Origin of the sequence: Nocardioides epinepheli (assembly GCF_037936805.1) — a bacterium.
GTDB lineage: Bacteria > Actinomycetota > Actinomycetes > Propionibacteriales > Nocardioidaceae > Nocardioides.
The window spans coordinates 139,915-166,209 of record NZ_JBBMMC010000010.1 but is presented as its reverse complement, the minus strand read 5'-3'; the positions used below and the strand labels follow the sequence as shown (position 1 = coordinate 166,209).

Below are 26,295 nucleotides of genomic sequence, written 5' to 3'. Positions count from 1 at the left end.
ACGACGTGAGCGAACCGACGCTGGCTCGGCGACTGGGCACCGGAGACGCCGTCGTGGTCGGGCTCAGCGCGATGATCGGCGCCGGGGTGTTCTCCGCCTTCGCGCCGGCCGCCGCCGCGGCCGGCTCGGCGCTGCTGGTCGGGCTGGCGGTCGCCGCGGTCGTCGCGCTGTGCAACGCGGTGGCCTCGGCGCAACTCGCCTCGAGCTATCCGGCCTCGGGCGGCACGTACCTGTTCGGCCGGGAGGTCCTCGGCCCGTGGTGGGGGTTCGTCGCCGGCTGGGGGTTCGTGGTCGGCAAGACCGCCTCGTGCGCCGCGATGGCGATGACCTTCGCCGCCTACGCGCTGCCCGGCGACGCCGCGGGCCCGTGGGGTCGACGCCTCGCGGCCGTCGCGGCGGTGGCGGCGCTCACCGCAGCGACGCTCGGCGGGATCACCCGCACCGCCGTGGTGGCGCGGATCCTGCTGGCGGCGACGTCGGTGACGCTGGTCGTGGCGCTCGTCGTGATGGCCGGTGGGCCCACCGAGCCGGTCGTGGACCCGTGGGCGGCCACCGGCGGCGTCCACGGCGTGCTCCAGTCGGCCGGACTGCTGTTCTTCGCCTTCGCCGGCTACGCCCGGATCGCCACTCTCGCCGAGGAGGTCCGCAAGCCGGAGATGCTCGGTCGGGCGGTACTGATCGCGTTGGGGATCGTCGTGGCGCTCTACGCGCTCGTGGGCGTCGCGCTGCTCCGGGTGCTCGGCCGCGACCTCGCCGGGGAGGCCACCCCGGTCGCGGCGGCGGTGACGGCGGCCGGCGCCGCCTGGGCCGAGCCGGTGGTGCGGGTGGGGGCCGCGGCCGCGGCGCTCGGCGCGCTGCTGGCGCTGCTCGCCGGGATCTCCCGCACCGCGCTGGCGATGGCCCGCGAGCGCGACCTCCCCACCGGACTGGCCGCGGTCCATCCGCGTACCCGGATCCCGCACCGGGCGCAGGCCGTGGTCGGCATCGCGGTCGTGGCGCTGGTGCTCGTGGCCGATCTGCGCGGCGCCATCGGCTTCTCCTCCTTCGGCGTGCTCGTGTACTACGCGGTGGCCAACCTCTCGGCGATGCGGCAGCCCGCCGCCGAACGGCGGTGGCCGCGGGCGCTCAACCTCGTCGGCCTCGCCGGCTGCCTGGTGCTCGTGGTCACCCTGCCGCTCGCCGCCGTGATCGGCGGCGTGATCGTGGTGGCGATCGGGCTCGGCGGCCGCGCGGTGCGGCTCCGGCTGGACCGGTCGGGCACCGCGCAGACGGTCGACTCGGATTCACCGCCGCGTCACTGACGCGACACCGCTGGGTCGTCCACGACCGAGAGCGTGACGGGTTGTCACCCTCAGCTCCCTGGAAGGCACCCACCGCATGCACCTCGTCAGAGGCCTCGCGCTCGCCGCGACCTGCTCCCTCACCGTCGCCGCGCTCACGATCGCGCCCAACGGACCGACGTCCGCCTCCCCCGCGGGCGCGCCCGGCGACCCGGCCGCCCCGGCGCGCTCCGGAGTCTCCGACGTCTCCGGACCGCTGTTCGACAGGGTGGCCACCTACCCCGTCTTCCAGAACGTGCCGGCCGGCGTCGACCCCGACGAGCCGACCGTCGCGGAGATCTCCACCGTCACCGCCGACGGCCGCACGGTGGTCTACACCGACGCGCTCGGCAAGCGGATCGGCTTCCTCGACATCACCGACCCCAGCAAGCCGGTCGGGAGAGGCACCCTCGACCTCGCCGAGCTCGGACACCCCGACGACCAGCCGACGTCGGTCGCCGCCGTCGGCGACTACGTGCTGGTGGTGATCGACGAGTCGGGCGGGGACTTCACGCACCCCGCGGGACGCGTCGACGTCGTCCGCCTCTCCGACCGCAAGGTGGTGCGCAGCATCGACCTCGGCGGCCAGCCCGACTCGATCGCCGTCAGTCCCGACGGCGGCTATGCCGCGATCGCCATGGAGAACCAGCGCGACGAGGGGTTCACCCCTCCCGGCGCCGGCGAGGGCGAGCTGCCGCAGCTCCCCGCGGGCTCGCTCCAGGTGCTCACGCTGGGTCCCGACCCGGCGGCGTGGACGGCGGCCGACGTCCCGCTCGTGGAGGCCGACGGCGACCCGCTCCCGGCCCTGGCCGCCGCCGGGCTCTACGCCCCCCAGGACCCCGAGCCGGAGTACGTCGACATCAACGACGACAACCAGGTCGTGCTGACCCTGCAGGAGAACAACGGCGTCGTCGTCATCGACCTGCCGACCCGCCGGCTGGTCACGGCGTTCTCCGCCGGCCAGGCGCGCGTCTCCAACATCGACACCACCAAGGACGGCCTGTTCAACCCCCACGGCTCGATCGAGAAGCCGCGGGAGCCCGACGCCGTGCAGTGGGTGGGCGACGGCCTGGTCGCCACGGCCAACGAGGGCGACCTGTTCGGCGGCAGCCGCGGCTGGTCGGTCTTCGACACCGCCACCGGCAAGGTCGTGTGGGACTCGGGCAACACCTTCGAGGAGATCGCGGTCGCGCACGGCCTGTTCAACAACGACCGCGCCGAGAAGAAGGGCCCCGAGCCGGAGGGACTGGCCTTCGAGGTGCTCGACGGCGTCCCCACCGCGTTCGTCGGGTCCGAGCGGAGCAACTTCGTCGCCGTCTACGACCTCACCGACCCCACGGCGCCGGTCTTCCGTCAGGCGCTTCCGGCGACCAACGGCCCAGAGGGCCTGCTGCCGATCCCCTCCCGCGATCTCCTGGTGGTCTCCTCCGAGGTCGACGACGCCGCCGCCCAGGTACGGGCGAGCGTCGGGGTGTACCAGCTGGGCACCGGACGCCCCGCGTTCCCGTCGGTCGTCTCGGCCAATCCGGTCGGCGCGCCGCAGCCGATCGGGTGGGGCGCGCTCGGCGCGCTGTCCGGCGTCCCGGGCGACCCGACCCGGATGTACGCCGCCAGCGACGCCGCCTATGCCACCGGCCGGATCTACAGCCTCGACGTGTCGCAGACGCCGGCCGTCATCACCCGCGCGCTGACCGTGCGGGAGCCCGACGGCACCGCGCCCGCGCTCGACATCGAGGGCCTCGCCACCCGATCGGCCGTCGATGGTGGCGGGTTCTGGCTGGCCGTCGAGGGCGCCACCGGCGGCGGGAACGCCCTCGTGCGCACCGACGCCGCCGGGGTCATCCGGCAGCGCGTGCCGCTCCCGGCCGACGTCGCCGCGCACGTGCGCAACTGGGGCCTGGAAGGTGTCACCGTCAGCGGTACCGGCCGCTCCGAGCAGCTGGTCGTCGCGCTCCAGCGTCCGCTGTGGGTGGACCCGACGGTGTCCGCGGGCGACGTGGTGCCGCAGGAGGGCGATGTCGCCCGGATCGGCCGCTACGACGTCGCGGCGGGTACGTGGACCTGGTTCGGCTACCCGCTCTCGTCCACCGCGACGCCCGGTGACTGGATCGGCCTGTCCGAGGTGACGATGGTCGACGCCGACACGGTGGCGGTGGTCGAGCGCGACAAGCTCGCCGGCACCCGCGCCCGGATCAAGCGGATCTACACCGTCGACCTCCCGGCCGGGGCGCCCGGCCGTCTCACGCCGGTGTCCAAGCGGCTCGCGCTCGACCTGCTCCCGGCCATGGCCGCCCGCCGCGGCTGGACCCAGGAGAAGCTCGAGGGCCTCGGCATCAGCAGTGGCGGCCAGGTCTTCGCCGTCACCGACAACGACGGCCTCAAGGACGCCACCGGCGAGACCCAGCTCTTCCACCTCGGGGCGCTGAAGTCGGTGTTCGCCTCCAGCCTCGCGACCCGGACCTCGCTCGCGGTGTCCAAGCGCAAGGTGCGGGCGGGCAAGCCGGTCAAGGTCCAGGTGGCCGTGCGGCCGTCGTCGTCGGTGTCCGGCGCCGTGCGCCTGCTCGACGGCGACCGGCAGCTGCGCTCGCTCGCGCTCCGCGACGGCGTCGCCAAGGTGTGGCTGCGCCTCAAGCCCGGCCGCCACGAGCTGCGCGCGACCTACGCCGGCGACGACGACTCGCTGGGCTCGACCTCGCGGATGGTCGTGGTGCGGGTGGTGAAGGCCAAGCGCGGGCGGTGATCCTGCTGGTCGGGAAGGGTCCGGGGTCGCACCGGCACGAACCGCGCGATTGCGCCGAACGGTGTAACGACCCGGACCCCACCGACGCAAACTGAAGCAGATTCGAGGTTCAGTAACATTCTGGGCTCGGTTGGGTCACGATACGCCGGTCAGGTTCATCCGCAGCGCCGTGGGGGCGCGGCTAGGGGTTGCCGTGGTGTCTCGGTTCTTGTCGTCTGTTTCGGTGCGCGGCGTAGTTGCTGCGCTGGCCGCGGCGGCTCCAATGCCTCAGTTGATCGGTCAGTCTGTCGCAGCAGAGCCTCCTGCGGATGATCAGACGCTGCCGGAGGGTGTGAACGCGGCGGTCGAGCCGCCGTCTACGACAGAGCCTGATGGAGTGGATGAGTCTTCGGTGCTTCGGTTGGTGCCGGGTCTGACGACGGCGACTTCTCAGACGTTCCGGGGCCCGGATGACTCGTTGGTGACCGAGGCGTCCCCGTCCCGGAGCGGTTACGTGAGGCGGATGTGTGGCGCGCAATCGATGGCCCCGTTAGCGAGGTACCTACTGGTACCCGAGTCGGGCAGCCCGCGCTGGAAAGAATCCCGCGACTTCCTGACCGAAATTGGATCGGCTAAAGGACGAGGCGGTGACACGTGCGAGTGGGTCCAGGAGAAGACATCCGATCAGCCACGTTGGGCTGCGCCGTGATCCTGCTGATCGCGGGACTGCTGGCAACGGGCGCCGTTGTTGGTTTCAAGATTGTCCTCAATGGAGCGGATAGGGACCGACACCCACCCATGTATGTCGTGAACGACACCGATAGGACGTTGACTCTGGACTGGGATCGGAGAACAAACGACTCAGTGATCCTGCCCGGCGAGCGTGCGAGCCTGGAGGTGGCAGAGTGCCAAGAATTTAGAATGGTCGTTCACACGGACGACAGGGAGATATTCACGATCCTTGAGGAGGAGATGTGCCCTTGGGACATCTGGCACATTCTTGAAAATGGCACGAGCCGATTGAATAGAGAAAGTGGGATCCCCGTGTCTAGTTAGCCTCGACATTTCACGCCGCCGCGGAGTGGCGTGATTTTGGTGGTGGCACTGGGTCGGGAGTCCGCGGCGGCTGGTTGGGGTCGCTGATGGTCCGGCTGGCGCTGCCGGCAGCGGTTCTCCGGGTCCCGGGTCGTGGGTGGACATAGTGCGTTCGGTGTCAGCCGAACGCGGCGCGTAGTCGAGCGAAGCCCTCAGAACGGCGCAGCGAGGAGAGGCCACCGCCGGGGGGTGACCTACGCGCGCTCGGCTGCGGTCACCAGCCGCCGGACGGCGTCGCGCAGGGCCTGCTCGGGGTCGACGCCGGCGGCGTGGGCCTGCTCGACGAGCTCGAGCAGGCGCTCGCCCCACGCGTCGTCAGGAAGCAGTGCGGCCAGCAGGTCCTCGATCGCCGCGCCCACCTCGGCGGGCGACCACAGCGGGTGGAGGTGGTTTCCGTCCAGGGAGCGCACGGGCCAGCCCGCGGTCGTAGCGAAGGTCCGCTCGGCGTCGTAGGTGTCCCCGAACGCGAGGTAGGCCGACGGCGCCGAGGTCCACTCGGGCGGGACGGGCACCCGTTGGTCGAGGTAGTCGAGCCGGATCGGGACCTGCTCGGCCTCGACCGCCGCGCGCGTGGCGGCGTCGGGGAACAGCGCGGCGGCGTCGGCGTCCTCCCACCACGTCGTCCACACGGGGAGCACGCCGTCGACGGCGAGTGCGGCGACGGAGTCGCGCAGGGGCGCCGGAGCGAGGGCGACCTCGGACTCGGCCGGCGGCAGCGGGAGGGCGGCGTCGACGTAGATGGTGGCGCGGACGTCGAGGACGGCGGCGAGGTGAGGTCCGTAGAGCCCCGCGTTGCTGTGCATCACCAGCACCACCGGGCGCTCTGCGGCGGCCGCCCGCACGCCTTCGATCACGACGGACGGGGTGCGCGGCCGTGAGCCGAGGTCGGCCACGACGACGTCGTGCCCGCGTCCTTCCAGCCACCACGCCACCGGGCGCCAGGTGGCCGGCCCGAGGAAGGGGCTCGGCACGAGCACGAGCAGGGGGCTCGCGGGATCGGAGCGCGGGGGCGCGGGCAGCGCACCCGAGCGCTTCAGCCGGTCGACCACCTTGTCGGCGTACAGCAGGGCGGGAAGCGAGGGCGCGAGGCCGTCGAGCACCGAGTCGCGATCCTTCTCCGCGGCCTTCACCGACTCCCACAGCTCGTTCACCGACGCGGCGTCCGCGGGCGAGGTGCCCGCGTCCGGGCCGAACACGTGCGGGTTGCGCCGCCGCATCTTCGCGGCGACGTCGGCGGCGACGTCGTCGAGGGTGAAGTCGCCGTCCTCCTCGGCGATCACCGCATGGAAGTAGACCTGCAGCAGCAGGTCGCCGAGCTCCTCACGCAGGTCGGCGACGGTGCCGGCCTCGATGGCCTCGACGGTCTCGTGGGCCTCCTCGAGGAGGTAGCGCACCAGCGAGCGGTGGGTCTGGGCTCGCTTCCACGGGCACTCGGCGCGCAGCCGGCGCATGACGTCGCCGAACTCCTCGAGGGCACCCGCCGCGGGACGGGACGGACCAGGCGTCAGGTCAGCCACACCGCTGATCGGCCGGCAGGACCGCGGCGTAGTCCTCGCGGACCTGGTCGCCCTGCGCCTGCGGCTCGACGAGGGCGAGCTTGGCCAGGTCGCTCACCGGCACCGAGACCGGCGTGGCGTACTCGGCGACGAAGGCACCGTCGGTGACGGAGACGTCGAAGATCGGGTTGATCGCCACGTCGTTGCTCTCGACCCACTCCTGGAACGCCTGGAGTCCCCGCTCGGCCGCGGCCTGCTGGTCGGCGGCCGCCGTGCCCTCATCCTCGAGGATCTTCGTACCGACGCCGAGCAGCGCCGCCTGGTAGTAGATGCCGGCCTCGTTGCCGGTGACGAGCGGGTCGCGCTGGTCGGCGGGGAGGTCGGCGTACTGCTTCTCGTTCTGGGCGACCGCCTGGCCGTAGGCGGGAGCGAGGTCGGCGTCGTACTCGTCGAGCAGCTGCTCGGACGCGGCGCGCTGCGCGAGCAGCTGCACGATCTGGCCGCGGACGTCCCCGCGCGGCACCGCTCGCGCGGCCGGCTGCCCCGGTGCGGGCTGAGCGCCCGCCTGGTCGGCGAAGTACAGGCAGGCGCCGTCGACGATCTCGTCGACGTCGTTGATCGAGACGGTCTGGTCGCCGACCCGGGCCGCGGCACCGGGGTCGAACTGGGCGTCGGAGACACCGCAGCCCGACAGCAGGGCGGCGCTGAGCGCGCCGACGGCGAGGGCGCCGAGGCGGCGCGGGATACGACTGGTCACGATGACGACTCCTGCGTGGGCAACGGATCGAGGACGCTGTCGATGACGCCCCGAGCCCATTCAAGCAGGGCGATCCCCTCCAGCGGTCGTCCGGTGGCTCCCGGAGTGCCCGGACGGGGCACCAGGACGGTCTCGACCGCGGGCTTGACGATCGACTTGGGGTAGAGCCGCTGCAGCCGGATGGTGCGCGACTCCGGCAGCGTGACCGGCGCGAACCGGACATTGCGGCCGGCGATCGTGACCTCGCCGATGCCGGCCTGGCGGGCCCGGGCGCGGAACCGTGCGACGAGCTGGAGCGAGAGCACCTCGACCGGCGGCTCGCCGTAGCGGTCGACCATCTCCTCGGCCAGCAGGTCGACGTCCTCGTCGGTGCGCACCTCGGCGAGGCGGCGGTACATCTCCAGGCGCAGCCGCTCGCTCTCGATGTAGTCGTGGGGCAGGTGCGCGTCGACCGGCAGCTCGATGCGGACCTCGTTCAGCTCGGGCTCGCTCTCGCCCTTGAACTCGTTGACCGCCTCCCCCACCAGGCGCACGTAGAGGTCGAAGCCGACGTCGGCGATGTGGCCGGACTGCTCGCCGCCGAGCAGGTTGCCCGCGCCGCGGATCTCGAGGTCCTTCATGGCGATCGCCATGCCGCCGCCGAGGTCGGAGTGCTGCGCGAGGGTCGCCAGGCGCTCGTGGGCGGTCTCGGTGAGCGGCTTCTCGGGCGGGTAGAGGAAGTAGGCGTAGGCGCGCTCGCGTGAGCGCCCGACCCGGCCGCGCAGCTGGTGCAGCTGGGAGAGGCCGAGGGTGTCGGCGCGCTCGATGATCATCGTGTTCGCGTTGGAGACGTCGAGGCCGGACTCCACCAGGGTGGTGCACACCAGCACGTCGAAGCGCTTCTCCCAGAAGTCGAGCATCACCTGCTCGAGCTGCTTCTCGTTCATCTGGCCGTGCGCGGTGGCGACCCGTGCCTCGGGCACCAGCTCGCGGATCCGGGCGGCCGCCTTCTCGATCGAGTTGACCCGGTTGTGGATGTAGAACACCTGGCCGTCGCGCAGCAGCTCGCGCCGGATGGCCGCGGTGACCTGACGGTCCTCGTAGGCGCCGACGTAGGTGAGCACCGGGTGCCGCTCCTCGGGCGGGGTGGTGATCGTCGACATCTCCCGGATGCCGGTGATCGACATCTCCAGGGTCCGTGGGATCGGCGTCGCGCTCATGCTGAGCACGTCGACCGAGGTCCGCAGCCGCTTCATCTGCTCCTTGTGCTCGACACCGAAGCGCTGCTCCTCGTCGACGACGATGAGGCCGAGGTCCTTCATCCGGATGTCGGGGTTGAGCAGGCGGTGGGTGCCGACGACGATGTCGATGCTGCCGTCGGCGAGCCCGGCGGCGACCTCCTTGGCCTCCTTGTCGGTCTGGAACCGGCTCAGGCCGCGGATCTCGACCGGGAAGCCGCTCATCCGCTCCGAGAAGGTGCTCAGGTGCTGGGTGACCAGCAGGGTCGTCGGCACGAGGACCGCCACCTGCTTGCCGTCCTGGACCGCCTTGAACGCCGCGCGCACCGCGATCTCGGTCTTGCCGTAGCCGACGTCGCCGCAGATCAGCCGGTCCATCGGCACGACCTGCCGCATGTCGGACTTGACCTCCTCCACCGTGCTGAGCTGGTCGGGGGTCTCGGTGAACGGGAAGGCGTCCTCGAGCTCGCGCTGCCACGGCGTGTCGGGACCGAAGGCGTAGCCCTTGGTGGCCTGGCGGGCGGCGTAGAGCTTGATGAGCTCGGCGGCGATCTCGCGGACCGCCCGGCGCGCCCGGTTCTTGCGCTTGGTCCAGTCGGCGCCGCCGAGCCGGTCGAGGCTGGGCTGCTCGCCGCCGACGTAGCGGGTCACCTGATCCAGGGCGTCGGCGGGCACGTAGAGCCGGTCCGGCGGGGCGCCGCGCTTGCTGGCGCCGTACTCGAGCACGAGGTACTCCCGCTTGGCGCCCTGGATCTCGCGCTGCTTCATCTCCACGAACCGGCCGACGCCGTGCTGCTCGTGCACGACGTAGTCGCCGGCCTTGAGCTCCAGCGGGTCGATCTGCCGCTTGCGGCGCGCCGGCATGGCGCGCATGTCGCGGGTGGAGGCCTTCTGGCCCGAGATGTCCTCGCTGGTGACGACGGCGATCCGGTTCGGCTCGTCGACGAAGCCGTGGGTCAGCGTTCCGCAGGTGACGGTGACGACCGCGGCCTGCGGCAGCTCGTCGGTGTCGCCGGCGAGCCGGGCGGTGACCTCGCGCTCGCCGAGGGCCTCGACCAGTCGCTGGGCGGGGCCGTGCCCGGGATGGACCGCCACGACGTGGTAGCCGTCGGCACTCCACTCCGCGAGGTCGTCCATCGCCTTGGCGACGTCGCCGTGGTAGGTGGGTGCGGGCGTCGCGGGGAGGGTGACGTCGGTGTCGAGCCGCGCCAGTGGGTCGTTCTGGTCGACCGGCTCCGCGCCGTCGTCGAGGCCGAACGGGCTCAGCGTCCACCATGCCCGGCCGTCGGCGAGCGCGTGCTCGCGGACGTCGCCGATGGTGCGGTAGGAGGCCGCGCCGAGGTCGATCGGCGCGGTGCCGCCGCTCGCCGCAGCCGCCCAGCTGGCACCCAGGAACTCCTCGCTGGTGGCGACCAGGTCGTGCGCGCGGCTGCGGACCCGCTCCGGGTCGAGCACCAGCACATGGGTGTCGCCCGGCAGCAGGTCGATCAGCAGCTCCATGTCGTCGACGAGGACCGGGGCCAGCGACTCCATGCCCTCGGTGGCGATGCCGGCGGCGATCTTGTCGGTGAGCTCGAGCAGCTGGGGATGCGCGCGGCCCAGCTCGGCGGCGCGGGCACGGACCTCGTCGGTGAGCAGCAGCTCGCGGCACGGCGGCGCCCACAGCCGGGGCACGGCCTCCAGGGTGCGCTGGTCGGCCACCGAGAACGAGCGGATCTCCTCGACGTCGTCGCCCCACAGCTCGACGCGCAGCGGGTGCTCCTCGGTGGGCGGGAAGACGTCGACGATGCCGCCACGCACCGCGAACTCCCCGCGCTTCTCCACGAGGTCCACACGGGAGTAGGCGGCGTCGGCGAGACGCTGGACGAGCTCGTCGTGGCCGACCGTGTCGCCGACCGCGAGCTCGACCGGCTCGAGGTCGGCCAGGCCCTTGACCTGGGGTTGCAGCACCGAGCGGATCGGCGCGACGACGACGCGCAACGGCCCGTTGCCGACGTCGTCGCCGGGGTGTGCGAGGCGGCGCAGGATCGCCAGGCGGCGCCCGACGGTGTCGCTGCGTGGGCTCAGCCGCTCGTGCGGAAGGGTCTCCCAGCTCGGGTAGTGCGCGACGTGCTCGGCCCCGATCAGGTCGCCGAGCTCTGCGGTCAGCTCCTCGGCCTCACGGGTGGTGGCGGTGACCGCCAGGACCGTGCGGCCGGCCTCGAGCAGTGCGGAGGCGACGAAGGGCCGCAGTGCCGGCGGACCGGTGAGGTCGAGGGTCGGGTCCCCCGCCGCCGAGGCATCGCGCGCCCGCTTGGTGAGGGCGACGTAGGGCGGCGTCTCCAGGACGAGGCGGGCCAGAGCTGCCAGGGATGGCTGCGACACGTGGGACTCCGAGTCGAGAGGTGCGGATGCGGGTCAGGCGCGAGCAGGGCAACGCGAACAGCCCCCGTCCGACCCGGATGCGGGGTGGGAGGGGGATGCGCGATGCCCGCCCAACTCTAATCGGCCCGCGACGACCCCTGGTCGGCGCGTGGGCACGCCGACCTGCCGCGAATCGACCTGGGATCAGGTCGTGGCCAGACGGCGACGGCGTCCGAGCAGGATGACCAGGGCTCCGACGACGATCACGACGGCGACGCCGGACGCCAGGCCGCGGCGCAGGGCGACCGAGGAGGTGATGCCGTCGCGGCCGCCGGTGTTGTCGAGATAGGTCAGGCGGAGGTTGGCCGGCCCGGTGGAGGAGGTCTCGGCCTCGCTCTGGGCGATGGCCTCGACGTTGACCGAGGCCCGCTCGCGTGCCGCGGTCAGCTTGGCGAACTCGGTGGCGTTCTCGACTGCCTGCGGCATCTGGCTGTTCAGCCGGGCGACCTCGGCCTGGTTGCCGGCCCGGATCGCGGCGGCGAGGTCGCGCTGGAGGTCGGACAGGGCGACGTCGGGGGCGATCCCCCGGTTCTTGGCGATCGCCTCGTAGTAGGCGTCGATCGCGTCGTCCTCGGCGGTCTGAGCCGCCTCGAGCGCGGGAGACGGCTCCGAGGAGGGCTGGAGGTATTCCTGGGCGGCGTCCAGGAAGTCCTGGAGGACCGCTCGCCGGTAGGTGTCGTCGCCCTCGGCGGTCGTGAGGCTGACCTTGACCATGGTCGAGGCCTCGATCCGGGTGACCTGGAGCGAGTCGCGCAGCTCGGCCGGCGACAGGTTCGCGGCTTCGGCGACCGGCTCCATCACCGAGGTGATTCGCGGCAGCGCGGCGAGGTCGTTGATGAGGTCGACCCGCTCGTTGGGCTGGCTGGCGGCCACGCGGGTGTTGATCACCGCGTCGGTCGTGTGCCCGACCGACGTGCCCGACCAGGCGGCCACCGCGACGCCCACCACCAGGCCGAGCACGAGCGGCAGCCAGGCGAGCCTGAGCACGTCGGAGAGCCAGGCCGGGCGCCCCTGGCTCGTGGGGTCGGTGGTGGTCCCGGCGACAGGCGCGGGTCGCGGGTCGGGGGCCGGAGGCTCCGACGACGTCTTCGCTGCCGCGCTCGGCCTGCCCTGTCCGGGCTTGCTCTGTCCGGGCTTGCTCTGTCCGGGCTTGCTCTGGCCCGGCTTGCTCTGGCCGGGCGTGCTGGACGTCGCCCTCGTCGTGGCCTTCCCGGACGGTCGACGGCTCGCCGGGCCCTGCGGTCCACCGCCCTTGCCGGGCTGGTCGGGCTCGCCGTTCGTGCCCTTGCCACCGGCGTTCGACTTCGATGCCATCGTGCTTCTCTTCCCCCCGCGCCGGACCGGGTCGGCCCGCCGCAACTGACTGGCTGCCGACCTACCGGCACGCCCCGATACGATAACCGGCGGTGGGGCGCACCGGCACAGTGATCCGGGACGAGCCTGGGGGCCATGACGAGGCGGGGGCCACGGTGAGCAGGACGACGGTGGTCTACGTCGCCGGTACCGGCCGCAGCGGGTCCACCCTGTTGGGCAACACCATCGGCTCGCTCCCCGGGGCCCTCTCGGTCGGCGAGGTGAAGCTCGGCTTCCGGCGCGGCCTGGTGGAGGACGGCTTCTGCGGGTGCCGGCGGCTGGTCCGCGAGTGCCCGGTGTGGACCTCGGCGCTGACCGAGACCTTCGGGGCGATCCCGACCCGCGCCGAGGCCGCCCGCCTCGACGACCGGCTCGCTGCCGCCGTCCGCACCCGGACGACGCCGTGGTGGCTGGCCGCACGCACCAGCACCGAGGTCGCCGAGCTCTCCGACCTGCTGGGGCGACTGCTCACGGCGCTGGCCAGGGCCGCAGACGTCGAGGTGATCGTCGACTCCTCCAAGCTGCCCGCCTATGGCGCACTGCTGGCTCGCAGCGACCGGCTCGACGTGCGCACCGTCCACCTGGTGCGCGATCCGCGCGCGGTCGCCTGGTCGTGGCAGCGGCACAGCGCCTCCCAGCAGGTCTCCGGCTTCGAGGAGGACATGGAGCGCTTCTCGCCGGTGAAGTCGAGCCTGATGTGGCTGGAGTCCTCCAGCAGTGTCGCCGCACTCGCCCGCCGAGACCATCGCGGCCGGATCGTCGTCCGCTACGAGGACTTCGTGGCCGACCCGCGCGAGACCCTGCACCGCATCGCCGAGTTCGCCGGCCTGGACCGCCCCGGCGCCGTCGACCGGATCGTCGGTGGGACCCCCGGTGCGAGCGAGCTGTCGCTGGCGGACTCACATGCGGTCGCCGGCAACCCGAACCGGGTCCGCAGCGGCCCCATCATGGTGCGCTCCGACGACGAGTGGGCCAGCCGGATGCCGACCAGCGAGCGCCGGATGGTCTCCGCGATCACCGCTGCGCGGAGGTGGGTCCATGGCTACTGAGATGGCCGGACCCGCAAGGGACCTCGCGACCGGCGACCCGGCCGAGACGTCCCGGCCGGTCAGCCGACCGGTGCTGATCGGCGCGGCAGCCGCGCTCTCGCTCGCGATCCTGGGCGCGTTCGTGAGCGGCGACGTCAAGATCGCGGCAGCACTCGGAGCGCTGGTGGTCGTCGGTGTCCTCGTGTGGGGCCTCGGCCTGCGCACCTTCGCCCAGTTCTTCGTCGCCGCCTGCTGCGCGCGGCCCCTGGTGGATCTCACCGCCGGGCCGCGTGGATCCGGACTCGCTCTCACCGAGCTGTTCGGCGTCGGTGTCCTCGCCGTGATGCTGTGCTGGCTGGCACTGCAGTGGCGAGTCGTCGCGGCGCGGATCCTGGCACCACTCCCCCTCGCCCTGGTGGCCCTGGTCGGCGTGTACCTCCTGGCGGCCGTCGGCAGCACCGACCCCGTCGGCGGGATCATCGCGACCTTGCGGATCACCACCGGCGTGGCGGTGTTCTTCGTGGTCGATGCACTGCTGGCGACCCGGCGGCTTCGTCCGGTCAACGTGCTTCACATCGTGCTGCTCGCGAACGTGATCCCGGTCCTCTATCCCCTGCTCGGCCTCGTCGGAGCGCCGGTCACACACCAGAAGGACGACGTCACCGCCCTCCGCTCGGTCTACTTCCTGTCCAACAACTTCGCCTTCGCGCTCGTGCCGGTGCTACTGCTCGCGATCGCGGTCGCGGTGCGAGCGCGCGGCCGGATGCAGTGGACCGCCGTCGCGGTGACCGGCGTGACGTTCGTCGAGCTCGTGCTCACCCAGACCCGCGGCGCCTGGATCGCGGGGGTGGTCGGCGCCCTGATCGTCTGCGCGCTCCTCAACCGCGCGGTCGCGGTGGCGGCCATCGCGGCGCTGCTCGTCGCGGCCCTGACGGTGCCACCGATCACGAGCCGGATCGCGAACCTGGCGAGCAGTCCGGACGATCCGTACTCACAGAGCTCCTTCGCCTGGCGACTGGATCAGTGGAGCCGCCTCACACCCGACCTGACGGTCAACCCGGTCCTGGGTGGAGGCCCCGGACAGAGCAACCGCCTCACCGGCAAGGAGGCGCACAACGACTACCTCAAGGCGGCCGTCGAGACCGGAGGTGTCGGCTTCGCGGTCTACCTGTGGCTTCTGCTCGCGTCGGTGTCCGTGTCGTGGCGGGCCTGGCGCCGCGTCCCGCGAGACCTGCGGCGAGTGCGAGCGCTGGGCGCCCGAGCGCCCGACGCCACCCTGCTCGTCGGTGGCCTCGCGGCGACCGCCGCGTACTCGGTGGCCGTCATGGTCGGCGCGATCGGTGAGAACCTCATCGACAACGTCACCTACCTGTGGGCCACCCTTCCGCTGTTCGCGCTGGCCCAGTGGGTCGCTTCGGCCGACCCGGAGGACCTTCGCCGCGAGCTCGGACCGGCAGAGCCCGAGGAGGCCCAGCCATGAGCGCTCGCAGCAGCCTGCTCCCACCGGTGTCGCGTCGAGCCCGGCACGTGCTCGCGCGGCGGGTGCAGTCCCTGCGTCGCGGTGAGCGCGAGCTGCCGACGTACTTCGTGGTCGGGGCCAAGCGCGCTGGAACCACCTCCCTCGACGAGTACATCGTCGACCACCCGCTGGTGCTGCGCGGCCTGGTCGAGAAGGGGTGCCGCTACTACGACGTGAACTACGGGCGCGGGCCCGCCTGGTTCCGCAGTCACCTCCCCCTCGTCGCCGACGTCGATCGTCGGACCCGCCGGCTCGGGGGCCGCCCGATCGTCGGCGAGTCCAGCCCCTACTACTCCTTCCACCCCGACGCCGCGCGCCGGATCGCCGACGACGTCCCGGACGCACGCCTGCTGTTCGTCCTGCGCGACCCGGTGCAGCGCGCCTGGTCGCACTACCGCTACGAGGTCGCCCGCGGCTTCGAGACCCTCGGGCCGCTCGAGGCGTTGGCCGCCGAGGCCGACCGGCTCGCCGGCCTCGACCTCGCCGCCGACGACCCGGCGCCGCTGGACGACTCGACCCTCGCGTTCGCACACCGGCACTTCAGCTATCTCTCCCGCTCCCGGTACGCCGCCCAACTGGCCCGGCTGCACCGGCACTTCGCCCCCGAACAGGTGCTCGTTCTCAAGAGCGAGAGCCTGTTCGCCGAGCCGGACGCGACCATGGGCCGGGTCTTCGAGCACCTCGGGTTGCCGGCCCACCGCGGCCGCGAGCACCGGGCCCACAAGGCGCTCGGCGACGCCTCGGTGCCCGCGGACTTCCGCGCCGCCGTCGAGAGCGCGGTGTCCGACGATCTCCTCGCGCTGACCGAGCTCGCGCCCGGGATCGGCTGGGCCTAGGACGAGGTGTGCACCTGCACCCCGGCCTGGTCGATCAGCCCCTTGACCACCTCGGGCGGCAGGACCCCGGAGGTGAGCATGAGCCGAGAGTTGTTCGGGGGCGGGTGCTCTGGATCCCAGTCGACCACGACGTACTCGTCGGGGCTCAGGGTGTCGCGTCCGTCGAAGAGGGCGAGCGCGACTCGGTGCCCGCCGTCCAGCAGCACCCAGCGGTCCTCCTCCAGGTACCAGCCGTCGAGGTCGACGCCGGCCGGGAGCCGCGTGATCGTGACCGCACCCACCGAGCGGCCGGACTGGTAGTAGCGCTCGGAGATCCGCATCGCGTCGACCACGATGGCATGGAAGGTCCGTCGCAGTGCCGCGGGCGAGGTGTCGCTGAGGTGTCCGCGTGCGACGACCACCTCACGGAACCAGCCGCCGTAGGGGCCGGCCCAGGCCAGGTCGATGAAGGCGTCGGGCTTGTCGCGATAGAGGTCCTGGTGGTCGCGGGCGGCGTAGAAGAGGTCCAGGCGGGCCAGGACGTCGGCACGGAACGGACTGATGAGCTCTAGGATCGGCAGCGGATCCGCGCCGGCCTCGGCGTCCCGCAGCCGGTGCTGCTCCCGCCACCGCCGCACCACCGGAAGCCGGGTGCTCACCTGTCGTGAGAGTGCCTGGCGCTCTGCTCGGGAGAGGCCGAGGAACACCACGATCCCGATGTGCACGAGCAGGACGACGACGGCGGCCACCGCGAGCTCCAGCACCAGATGGCCGCGCAGCAGGGTCACGGCGACCACCGCGCACTCCCCCGCGATCAGCGCGCCGAGCATGGCGACCGCGAGCCTGCGTCCCCACGGCCAGGGCGCGACGTCGAGCACATGCACCACGACGACGCGCGCGGTCGCGCTGAGCAGGATCGTCACCGCCCAGGCCGCCGCGGCGCCCTCGATCCCCCACAGCGGGATCAACAGCACGTTGAGTCCGAGGTTGAGTGCCAGCGCCGACACGTTGATGACGACGTTGACCCCGTTGCGACCGATCTGGTTGATCACCACAGCGGAGGGTGCGCCGAAGGACTCCACGAACGCCCCGGCGGCGAGGATCAGCACCACCGGTGCCGCCTCGGGGAACGTGGTCCCGAAGACCTCCAGCACCGGGCCTCGCGCCGCGACGAGGCCGGCGAGTACGGGGAGGCTCAGTCGGGCGCTCCACAGCACCACCGAGGTGTAGGCGTTGGCGACCTCGGCGGCGTCGTGCCGAGCCCAGTGGTGCGCGATCCGGGGGGCCATCGCCGCGGTGAGCGGAGTGATGACGAACATCCCGATCAGGACCACCCGGACCGCCACCTGGTAGGCGCCCACCTCGGCCGCGCTGACGAACACCCCGAGGATCACGATGTCGGCCCAGAGCAGCCCCTGGGTCGCCATGGAGGCCAGCCAGCTCAGCGCGCCGAACGACGTCAGCTCGCGCCAGTCGGTCCGGTAGCCCGAGCCCGGCACGCGCCCCAGCATCCGCCACAGCGACCAGCCCGCGGCGACGGCGGATACGGCACTCGCGACGAGCAGCGCGTACGACGCGCCGACGATGCCACCGGCGGCCACCAGGACGACGACGGTGAGAGTCAGCCGGCCCGCCGGCTCCAGGACCTGACCCACCCACACGTAGGGGCGCATGGTGCGGAAACCCTGAGTGGCCGAGAGCGCGACGTCGGTGAAGACGAAGTACGGCAGGCTGGCCGCGAAGATCTTGAGCGGCAGTTCCAGCGCGGGCTCGTGGAACACCTCGGCGGCCAGGGTTCCGGCGAGTAGGAACCACGCGACCGCCACCACGATCGCGAACGCGGTCGGTACCGCGACACCGGCCATGACGGCGCCCCGCGCCCGGTCATGCTCCTCGCGGGCCAGGTGGGCGGCGACGAACCGGGTCATCGCCGTGCGCATCCCGACCCCGCACACCAGCAGCAGGATCGCGCGGATGGCGAAGGCGATGGTGTACTCGCCGACCGCGCCGCTGCCGAGCGCGCGAGCGATCACCAAGATCACCAGCACGTTGCACACGTTGCTGACGATCGCCCCCACGATCGCGCGGCCGCTGTCGCCGGCCAGGCTCCGCCCGCCCGAGGTCGGGCTGCTGACGGCCGAGGCCGCGGTCACCCTGCCTTGGTGCGGGCCTTGACCCGAACCGTCCGAGTGACCGGCGACCGCTGGAGGTTCGAGGCCTTGTCGGTGGCCATGACCTCGATCCGGTAGGTGCCGGCCGGCAGCCGGAGCCCGAACCGCCAGCCGGTGTCGCGCGTGCCGGGCTTGGCCAGCTTGGCCTTGCGGAAGCTCTGCACCTCACCCCACGTGCCATTGGCCTGGAGCCATCGCTTGTTCGCCGGCGCACCGGGCCTGGCCACCGAGACCAGGACGCTGCCGAATCCCTTGTTGTCGCGTGCGTTGCCCTTGAGCGTCACCCGGTTGCCCTTGACGACGACGCCGTCGCGAGCGGCGAGGGCGGCCCGCGGGCGCACGGTGTCGGCATCGGGTGCGTTGACCACGAACGGATGCCACGTGGAGACGCTGACGTTGCCGGCCGCATCGACACCCTTGACGTCGAAGGCGTAGAGGCCGTCGGCGAGGTTGACCGGGAGCGACCAGCTCGCGGACGTGCCGTCGCCGCTGAGCTGGGCGGCACGGAAGGCGTAGCTGCCACCCCACGTGCCATTGGCCTGCAGCCACTGACGGCCGGCCGGCGCGGTCCGGTCGTAGATCCCGACCCGCACCTGTCCGATCGCGACGTTGTCGGCGATGGTGCCGGAGGCGTTCACGGTCCGCGACGTCACGGTGGCGTTCTTGGCGGGCGCCTTGACGGTGACGGTCGGAGCGGTGTGGTCGGCCGGCGCGGTGTTGACGGTGAACGGCACCCACTCGCGCGGGTCGGTCTCCTTGCCGGCGGCGTCTCGGGCCCGGACGTCGAGTGCGTACTGCCCGTCGGGCAGCGGCACGTCGAGCGACCAGGTGGTGCTCGCCGCACCGGGCGTGGCCAGCGTGGCGGTCCGGAACGCGTAGCTCGGGCCCCACGTGCCATCGGCCTGGAGCCAGCGGGTCTCGGCAGTGCCGGCCCGGTTCCACACCGCGACCCGCACCGCGGTGGGGGCGATGTCGTCGGCGGCGCTGCCGCGCACCGGCACGGTGGAGGTGGTCACCTGCGCGCCGTTGGTGGGCGAGGTGACCGTCACCGTCGGGTTGGCTGCGTCGGGCGGGCTCGTGTCGACGACGAACGGCACCCACGCTCGGGGATCGCTCTCCTTGCCGGAGTCATCGCGGGCCCGGACGTCGAGTGCGTACTGCCCGTCGGGCAGCGGCACGTCGAGCGACCAGGTGGTGCTCGCCGCACCGGGCGTGGCCAGCGTGGCGGTCCGGAACGCGTAGCTCGGGCCCCACGTGCCATCGGCCTGGAGCCAGCGGGTCTCGGCAGTGCCGGCCCGGTTCCACACCGCGACCCGCACCGCGGTGGGGGCGATGTCGTCCTGGGCGGAGCCGGAGATCGAGGTGATCGGCGTGGTGACGGTCTCGCCGTTGACCGGCGCGGTGACGGTGACCGTGGGCTTCTCGGTGTCGGCGGGGGGCAACGGGTCGGTCACGGTGAACACCCGGCGTGCAGGCGAGAGGTCCTCGTTGCCCGCAGCGTCCACCGCGCGCGCCTCGACTGCGTAGTCGCCGTGCGGCAGTGACATGCCGAAGCTCCAGGTCGTCGACGTCGCACCCGGACTGTCGACCGTGGCGGGGTGGAGCGCGAAGGCCGAGCCCCACGTGCCGTCGGCCTGCAGCCACTGCGAGGTCGCCCGGTTCTGCACCGAGACGCGGACCGCGGTGACCCCGACGTTGTCGGTAGCCTCGCCGGCCGCGGTGACGGCGACCGGGGCGTTGCCCCCGACCGTGGCGGGCGGAGCGATGATCGTGGTCTCGCCGGGCAGGTTGTCGGGCTCGGCCGGCGGCGCGGGTGGCGCGACGATCTCGGTGCTGACCCGGGCGGTGGCGTCGCCGGTGCGCTCGAAGTAGTCGACGCGCACCTGGTGCTCGCCGGGCTCGAGCGCCTGCGAGACCCCGGTGTTGGTGCCGGCGCCGGTGGTCCACGCATCGATGACGCGGACGCCGTCGACATAGACGCGAGCACCCTCGTTGGCCTCCACCTGGACCTTGATCGCGCCGGGCTGGGTGAGGGTCATGGTGCGGGTCCAGCTGGCGGAGAAGTTGTCGCCGGGGACGTCGGCGCCGGCGGGCGCACCGGTGCCCCAGGTGTAGTCGATGGCAGCCTCGCACCGGGTGGTGTTCGGCGTGCCCTGCAAGGTGGCGTTGGGCCAGTAGGAGGCCTTCCAGGGAGTCTCACCGGAGCAGGTCACCGGCGCCGGCACCGGCGGCTGGACCGGCAGGCCGTAGCCGGGGGTGGTCCAGAATCCGCGGACGCTGTTCCAGTCGATGCCGGAGCCGGAGTCGACCAGCGTGCGGGAGTCGAAGTCGACCTTCCCGTCGGGGGCGTAGAAGCGGTAGAGCTTGCCGTCGCTCCACGCGGCATAGAGCCACTCGCCGATGTAGGTGAGGGCGCGGGCCCCGGAGAAGTTCTTGCTCGAGACGACGTACTCGCTGCCCTCGATGATCCCGCTCTCGAGGGAGTAGCCGCGCTTGTAGAGCTTGGAGTCGGTCGACTTGACGTAGTAGATCTGGCCGTCGGCATAGGTCGCGGCGCGCGTCTCGGCGACGCCGAAGGGCTGGTCGTAGGGAGTCTGGTCGAAGTTGGTGTCGACGTAGCCGACCGAGGTGGACAGGTTCGTGGGAGCGCCGACCACGCCGTTGTCGAAGGTGCGGCTGTAGAAGGCCTGGTCGGCACCGAAGTAGTGCAGCCGGCCGTCCTGGACGAAGCCGCCGCGGTTGCTGGACCAGTTCTCGCCGTCCAGCGGAGGGCCGCTCACCGACGTGGCTCCGCCGACGGTCGCGCCGTCGAACGCGGCACGGTTGAGGCTGTCGCCGGTGGTGAACCACAGCTGCACCGGAAGCTTGGCCTCGGTGGGCTGCGGATTGGTGGTGCCTCCCGCGAAGGGAAGCTGTGCCAGCCGCTGCCGGATGGCCCCGTCCCACAGGTTGGTGTCGTGACCGAGGTAGAGGAACTGGTCGTCGAAGTGCATCGCCTCCACCCCGCGGCCGCGGTCGCGGCCCGGGTTCCACGAGAGCGGGACGCCGGTGGTGGGGTCGAGTGCTGCGATACCCGGACGCTCCACCGAGCCGGGGCCGTCGTTGTCGCCGCCGGGCGTGGGCTGCGGGTTGTTCATCCACCGCTGATGTCCGCCGACGTAGACCGCGGCACGGGTGATCTCGGCCGCCCACAGGGTGTCGCCGCCGGTCTTGGCCCGCCAGGTCCAGGTCTGGCCGTCGCCGGTGGCCTTCGGCGGCAGCTCCCAGCGCACGGAGGTGTCACAGGTGGTCTCGACGCCGACGAAGGCTCCGGTGGTGTTGACCACGAAGTAGGAGCTGTCGGGGCTGATCGAGAGTCCCCGGATGTAGGAGCCGGCCTCGGTGCTGGCCGCCGAGCAGTTGGGCGTATAGGCGTCGGTGGACCAGTTGGCCACCTTCGGGGTGCCGCCCAGGTCGATCACGGCGAGCTGGTTGCGGGGCTTGTTGCCGATCTGCTTGAAGCTGCCGGACACGACCATCCACCGGCCGTTGGGCGAGACGTCGAGCTCGTTGACGTAGGCGCCGTACTGGTTGCGCGAGACGCTGGCAGGCAGGTTGAAGTCGGTCTGGGTGGCGCCGGTACGCGGGTCGAGCGAGACCAGACGGTCGACGGGCTGGCCGTTGACCCGGCCGAACCTGCCGCCCACGATCAGGCGGTCACCGGTGAGCGCGAAGTCGTTGACGACGCCGTTCACGTCGGGGTTGAAGCCGGGAATGACCTCACCGTCGAGGTTGAGCCGCACCAGGCGGTTCTTGGGGGTGCCGTTGGCCGAGGTGAACCAGCCGCCGACGTAGATCGACTGTCCGTCGGGGGCGAACTGCACCGCCTCGACTCCGGGCTGGTCCTTGACCAGGCCGTTGTCAGGGGCCGGCGCGGGCCCGCTGAGCTCCGGGACGAAGGCGGTGTCGATGAATCCGGTGTCGCGGTTGTAGAGGAAGATCCACTGCCGCGGGATGTCGGAGCCGCCTGCTCCCACGCGGACGTTGGTGAAGCTGCCGCCGACCACGACCAGCGGACCGTAGCTGTCGATCGCGTACACCCGCCCGTTGGCGACGCGGGGTGCCTTCGGGTCGGGCGTCGGACTGACCACCACGTTCGGCTCGGCGTGCGCCGGCGTCGTCGCGGTGAAGGCGAGCGTGCCGAGCGCGAGGCCGAGGCAGACGAGGACACGGAGGGCGAGTGCGCTCCGACGAGAGCTGATGGTCATGCGGTGTCGGTCCGTTCTTGGGATGCGAGAGATCCGGTCGCGTCGTCGCGGCGCCCGGACGCGGGCACCTCGACGAGGCGGCCGGCAGAGCCGCGCTGGGACGTGGTGGGTGTGGACTTGTGGGCAGAGCGGCGGAAGCGACGACGTCGCGCGCGGGCCTGGAGTGACGCGGCGTAGACGGCCTCGATCTCGTCGACGGCGCTGTCCCAGTCGTAGGCGGCGTGGGTGGCCCGCCGCGCCGACTCGGCGGCCCGGCGCTCCTGGTGCGGCGCGGTCAGGGCCCGACCGAGCGCTGCTGCCAACGAGTCCACCTCACCCTCGGCGAAGAGCCGGGCTCCGGGCCGGTCGGCGCCGACGACCTCGAGGTGCGGCGCGATGTCGGAGGCTACGACCGGGAGACCGCAGCCCATCGCCTCCAGGAGGGTCAGCGGGAGTCCCTCGAGCTCGGAGGGCTGGACGAACGCGACCGCGTTGGTGAACAGCTCGTCGAGCTCGGCGCCGTAGCAGTAGCCGGTGAGCAGGACGCGCGGGTCGTCGGCGGCGAGCCGGGAGAGCTCGGCCACATAGTCGTCGGTATGGCTGGAGCCGCCCACGACGACCAGGCGGAGATCGGTGTCGAGGCGGCGCCACGCCTTGAGGAGCAGGTCGGGGCGCTTCTCGGGCACCAGGCGCCCGACGAAGAGCACGTAGTCACCGCCACGGAGTCCGTAGCGCTCGGTGATCAGGTCGGCCGTGCGCCGGGTACGTGGCGTGAGGCCGTTGGGTACGTAGGTGCAGGCGCGTGCGTACTGCTCGGCGTAGTGCTCGGCCAGGGTGCGCGACACGGTGATCGTGCGATCGGGCACCCGCGCGCTCATCCAGGTCGCGAGATTGAGCACCGAACGCGCACCGCGTCCCCACTTGGTGCGCTCGGCGTCCAGTCCGTGGATCGTCTGCACGATCGCGGCACGGGAGGCGAAGCGAGCGAGCGGGGCCGCCAGGCCAGGTCCGACCGCGTGGTAGTGGGCCACGTCGTGGCGGCGGAACAGTCCGTCGAGCGTGCTCATCGCCGCGTGGCTGATCGCCTCGAGACCACGGACCGGTACCGACGGCAGCGTGCGCACGCGCATGCCGTGGTGCTCGGTGACCGGCTCGCCGGCGTAGCCGCTCTGGGAGTAGACGGTGACCTCGTGCCCCCGCTCGACGAGGCGGGACCCGATCTGATCGACGTGATGCTCGACGCCGCCGTAGGTGGCCGGCAGGCCCCTGGTCCCGAGCATCGCGATCCGCAGGCCCTTCACCCGGCCCTCGCCGCGTCCGGTGCCTGGCGTGACGTGGCTGTACCGCCACCGGTGCGCGCCTCGCGATGCGAGGCGGCTCGGGCGTAGAGCCGCTCGACCCCGTCGAGGTGATCGGCGAGCCCGAACCGCTCCTCCGCGCGCCGCCGCGCCTCGCGGCCGTGTGCGTGTGCGGTCTCGGGGTCGAGGGCCAGGATCCGCACGGCCTCGGCCAGGCCGCGGGGATCGTCGTGCGCGACCAGCGCGCCGGTGACGCCGTCGTCGACCAGCTCGGGAAGGCCGCCCAGGCGCGAGGCGACCACGGGACGTCCGGCGCCGTAGGCCTCCAGAATGGTCATCGGCTGGTTCTCGTACCACCGCGACGGGACGACGACGACCGCGGCCTCGCGCATCCGGCGGTGCACCTCGGCACCGGAGATCCGACCGAGGAAGGTGATCCGGCCGGGGGCCACGGCGTCGGCGCGTGCCTCGAGAGCAGCCCGCTCCGGGCCGTCGCCGGCGATGGTGATCGGCAGGCCCTGCGGCAGGTGGCGTGCCGCCTCGACCAGGACGTCGACGCCCTTCTCGTGGCTGAGCCGGCCCGCGTAGAGCACACCGCGGCCGGGCTCGGTGGCTGCCTCGATGCCGCTGAGGTCGCAGAAGTTGGTGAGGTGGGCAAGCCGGGTGGCCGCGATTCCGCCTTGGACCATCTTGGCGCGCAGGAAGTCGCTGGGGCACGCCAGCACGTCGATGCCGTCGTAGGCGCCGGTGGTGCGGTGCACCCGGGACTCCACCGCGGACAGCGCACTGCCCGTGAGCGATCCGCGGTTGCACCGGCGGCGCACGGCGTTGCGGAACCTGCCCGGCAGGCAGGCCTCGCAGATCTCACCGTCGGCGTCGAGGAGCTGGTAGGTCGGGCACACCAGCTTGTAGTCGTGAAGGGTCATCACCGACGGGATCGCGCGGTCGGTGATCGGCGCGAGGATCGACGGCGAGAGCTGGTGGTAGATGTTGTGGAGGTGGACCACGTCGGGTCGCACCCGGTCGAGGATCCTCGCCATCGCGGCGCGGGCATCGCGGCGGTGGACGATGCGAGCCGCGGTGCGCAGCCGCTCGAGGCCACCCTCGGGGGGTGGGTCGAGCTCCATCCGCGTGGGGAAGAGGTCGTCGTTGGGGTCGGCGAGGTTGTCGGGGTGCGCCATCGCGAAGAAGGACACCTCGTGGCCCGACGCCTGCTGCGCCGCGGCGAGGTCGAGGAGGTAGGACTCGGCCCCGCCACGCCGGTAGAGGAACTTGTTGACGTGCAGGATCCGCATCAGAAGGCGCCTCGGCGCGTGACGACCGCGGTGACGGTGCGCACCAGGATCGAGGCGTCGGTGCTGGCGCGGCCGTCGTCGACATAGCTGGTGTCAAGCCACATCGAGCGCTCACGGTTGAGCAACGAGCGACCGCTGACCTGCCACAGTCCGGTGATCCCGGGCTTCACCGCGAGGCGGCGCAGCTCGCCGTCGCTGTACTTGGCGACCTCCTCGGGCAGCGCCGGGCGCGGACCGATGAGCGACATCGACCCGAGCACCACGTTGAACAGCTGCGGGAGCTCGTCGAGCGAGGTACGGCGCAGCAGGCCTCCCACCCTGGTGACGCGCGGGTCGTTGCGCATCTTGAACAGCACGCCGTTGCCCTCGTCGAGCTCGTCGAGCCCCTCGCGCAGGTCCTCGGCCTGGGTGGTCATGGTGCGCAGCTTGTACATGGTGAAGGGGACGCCGTCGCGGCCGATGCGCACCTGGCGGAACAGGGCCGGCCCCGGAGAGTCGAGGCGGATCGCGAGCGCGGCGACCGCGAGCACCGGCGACACCGCCACCAGGAGCACCATGCCGAGCACGCGGTCGATCACCTGCTTGGCGGCGGCGTAGACGATGCCGCCGCCCGGGGCCGCGACGAGCTCGACCGTGGAGCCGCCGACGGTGGCGATCTCGATGCGGTGCGGGGCGACGTCGTCGGTGACGCTGGAGACCGCGAGCCGGGTGTCGGTGGCCTGGAGCCGCCACGACAGCCGGCGCAGGTCCTCGGCGGTGACCGATGCGCCGGGTGCGACGACGACGAGGTCGGCGGGGTTGCCGCGCAGGTGGTCGGCGACCTCTTCGAGCGTGCCGAGCGAGGCGATGCCGAGGTCGCTCAGCCCGGAGGCGGCCATCTCGCTGGAGACGCCGAGGGCGAGGCCGCCGACCACGCGAACGCTGCCGTCGTCCATCCAGCGCGCGACCATGCCACGCATCTGGGGCAGGTCGCCGACAAGCAGCACGCGCGGCGGCTGGGCCTGCCGGGCGTCGAGGGCGATGGCCGGCAATGCGACGAGCACCGCGACCGCGCCGAGTCGGAGGGTGTCGTCGAGAAGCGCGTGTGCGCTCCCGGCGACCACGTGGAATCCGGTGACCAACAGGGCCGTGCCCACGACCAGACGCCGGGCGACCGCCATCGTGACCGCGCCGACGGCGGGTCCGGAGCGTCGGCGCGCGGCCGGCACCTGGGTCCACACCAGGACGAAGACCGCGGCCGTGGCGAGCAGATCGGCCCGGATCAGGATCGCGGCGACGTCGATCACGAGCGTGATGCTCAACAGAGCCGCCCAGGGCAGGCCGGCCAGACCCGCCACGATCCGGGCGCGCACCCGCGGCACCGGACCATAGGCCGGTTGCGGTGTGCCGGACTCCGAATGCGCCGGCTCCGAGTACGCCGACCCGGCAACCTGCGAAGGCTCTTCGCGTGGGGCCTCAAGTGAGACCTCGGGCGTGCCGAACAAATAAACCATCAGGTGATCCCCCCAGGATCTTCGACTTCCCCCCAACTCCCTGGGCAAACCAGGAGACTCGGCCAGTCGACGCCGAATCAGTCGCTATTCA

General features: G+C 72.2%; 15 protein-coding genes. 6 read left to right on the top strand and 9 right to left on the bottom strand.

Going from position 1 to position 26,295, the window contains the following annotated elements; genetic code table 11:
- The first annotated feature begins 5 nt into the window (after positions 1–5).
- The 3 genes from WMR31_RS15020 (at position 6) to WMR31_RS15010 (ending at position 5,094) form a co-directional block, all read left to right on the top strand.
- Positions 6–1,301: an APC family permease gene (locus tag WMR31_RS15020; protein WP_340539666.1), complete on the top strand. Its 1,296-nt coding sequence runs from the start codon at positions 6–8 to the stop codon at positions 1,299–1,301.
- Positions 1,302–1,377: 76 nt separating this feature from the next.
- Positions 1,378–4,059 (top strand): esterase-like activity of phytase family protein, encoded by a 2,682-nt coding sequence (locus WMR31_RS15015; protein ID WP_340539665.1) that lies wholly within the window; start codon positions 1,378–1,380, stop codon positions 4,057–4,059.
- 684 nt (positions 4,060–4,743) lie between these two features.
- On the top strand, positions 4,744–5,094 hold the full coding sequence (locus WMR31_RS15010) for a hypothetical protein (protein ID WP_340539664.1): 351 nt from the start codon (positions 4,744–4,746) through the stop codon (positions 5,092–5,094).
- Positions 5,095–5,327: 233 nt separating this feature from the next.
- Here WMR31_RS15010 and WMR31_RS15005 read toward each other — a convergent pair whose 3' ends face one another.
- The 4 genes from WMR31_RS15005 to WMR31_RS14990 all read right to left on the bottom strand — a co-directional run bounded on the left by WMR31_RS15005 (position 5,328) and on the right by WMR31_RS14990 (position 12,320).
- The gene (locus WMR31_RS15005) at positions 5,328–6,650 is read right to left on the bottom strand and encodes a MazG nucleotide pyrophosphohydrolase domain-containing protein (protein WP_340539663.1); all 1,323 of its coding nucleotides are present in this window, start codon (positions 6,648–6,650) and stop codon (positions 5,328–5,330) included.
- On the bottom strand, positions 6,643–7,386 hold the full coding sequence (locus WMR31_RS15000; RefSeq protein WP_340539662.1) for a hypothetical protein: 744 nt from the start codon (positions 7,384–7,386) through the stop codon (positions 6,643–6,645). Before WMR31_RS15000 ends, WMR31_RS15005 begins: the two co-directional genes overlap by 8 nt.
- A complete protein-coding gene (mfd, locus tag WMR31_RS14995) occupies positions 7,383–10,967 on the bottom strand; it encodes a transcription-repair coupling factor (protein ID WP_340539661.1) in 3,585 nt (1,194 codons plus the stop codon). The genes WMR31_RS15000 and mfd overlap by 4 nt, the downstream gene beginning before the upstream one ends.
- A gap of 183 nt (positions 10,968–11,150) precedes the next feature.
- Positions 11,151–12,320 (bottom strand): hypothetical protein, encoded by a 1,170-nt coding sequence (locus tag WMR31_RS14990; RefSeq protein ID WP_340539660.1) that lies wholly within the window; start codon positions 12,318–12,320, stop codon positions 11,151–11,153.
- 155 nt (positions 12,321–12,475) lie between these two features.
- On the opposite strand from WMR31_RS14990, the gene WMR31_RS14985 reads away from it, so the two are divergent.
- Genes WMR31_RS14985 through WMR31_RS14975 form a run of 3 tightly spaced genes read left to right on the top strand, consistent with a single transcriptional unit; the run spans position 12,476 to position 15,742 of the window.
- Complete coding sequence (locus WMR31_RS14985) at positions 12,476–13,408, top strand: sulfotransferase (protein ID WP_340539659.1); 933 nt, start codon at positions 12,476–12,478, stop codon at positions 13,406–13,408.
- Positions 13,398–14,867, top strand: coding sequence for an O-antigen ligase family protein (locus tag WMR31_RS14980; RefSeq protein ID WP_340539658.1), 1,470 nt, complete (start codon positions 13,398–13,400; stop codon positions 14,865–14,867). Before WMR31_RS14985 ends, WMR31_RS14980 begins: the two co-directional genes overlap by 11 nt.
- Positions 14,864–15,742 carry a sulfotransferase family protein gene (locus WMR31_RS14975; RefSeq protein WP_340539657.1) on the top strand — a complete coding sequence of 293 codons (879 nt, stop codon included), beginning with the start codon at positions 14,864–14,866 and terminating at the stop codon, positions 15,740–15,742. Before WMR31_RS14980 ends, WMR31_RS14975 begins: the two co-directional genes overlap by 4 nt.
- On the opposite strand, the gene WMR31_RS14970 is transcribed toward WMR31_RS14975, so the two are convergent.
- Genes WMR31_RS14970 through WMR31_RS14950 form a run of 5 tightly spaced genes read right to left on the bottom strand, consistent with a single transcriptional unit; the run spans position 15,739 to position 26,063 of the window.
- A complete protein-coding gene (locus WMR31_RS14970) occupies positions 15,739–17,874 on the bottom strand; it encodes an oligosaccharide flippase family protein (RefSeq protein WP_340539656.1) in 2,136 nt (711 codons plus the stop codon). The two genes, WMR31_RS14975 and WMR31_RS14970, sit on opposite strands and share 4 nt — an antisense overlap.
- Complete coding sequence (locus WMR31_RS14965) at positions 17,871–22,139, bottom strand: Ig-like domain-containing protein (RefSeq protein ID WP_340539655.1); 4,269 nt, start codon at positions 22,137–22,139, stop codon at positions 17,871–17,873. The genes WMR31_RS14970 and WMR31_RS14965 overlap by 4 nt, the downstream gene beginning before the upstream one ends.
- Positions 22,136–23,419 (bottom strand): glycosyltransferase family 4 protein, encoded by a 1,284-nt coding sequence (locus WMR31_RS14960; protein ID WP_340539654.1) that lies wholly within the window; start codon positions 23,417–23,419, stop codon positions 22,136–22,138. Before WMR31_RS14960 ends, WMR31_RS14965 begins: the two co-directional genes overlap by 4 nt.
- Entirely contained in the window at positions 23,416–24,711 is a 1,296-nt protein-coding gene (locus WMR31_RS14955; protein WP_340539653.1) for a glycosyltransferase, read from the bottom strand. Before WMR31_RS14955 ends, WMR31_RS14960 begins: the two co-directional genes overlap by 4 nt.
- Complete coding sequence (locus WMR31_RS14950; protein ID WP_340539652.1) at positions 24,711–26,063, bottom strand: exopolysaccharide biosynthesis polyprenyl glycosylphosphotransferase; 1,353 nt, start codon at positions 26,061–26,063, stop codon at positions 24,711–24,713. Before WMR31_RS14950 ends, WMR31_RS14955 begins: the two co-directional genes overlap by 1 nt.
- Positions 26,064–26,295 lie beyond the last annotated feature (232 nt).

Excerpts from the sequence above, each read along its gene's own strand:
- WMR31_RS14980 (WP_340539658.1), top strand. The coding sequence starts at position 13,398 with ATGGCTACTGAGATGGCCGGACCCGCAAGGGACCTCGCGACCGGCGAC.
- WMR31_RS14975 (WP_340539657.1), top strand. The coding sequence starts at position 14,864 with ATGAGCGCTCGCAGCAGCCTGCTCCCACCGGTGTCGCGTCGAGCCCGG.
- WMR31_RS15015 (WP_340539665.1), top strand. The coding sequence starts at position 1,378 with ATGCACCTCGTCAGAGGCCTCGCGCTCGCCGCGACCTGCTCCCTCACC.
- WMR31_RS14965 (WP_340539655.1), bottom strand. The coding sequence starts at position 22,139 with ATGACCATCAGCTCTCGTCGGAGCGCACTCGCCCTCCGTGTCCTCGTC.
- WMR31_RS14990 (WP_340539660.1), bottom strand. The coding sequence starts at position 12,320 with ATGGCATCGAAGTCGAACGCCGGTGGCAAGGGCACGAACGGCGAGCCC.
- WMR31_RS14955 (WP_340539653.1), bottom strand. The coding sequence starts at position 24,711 with ATGCGGATCCTGCACGTCAACAAGTTCCTCTACCGGCGTGGCGGGGCC.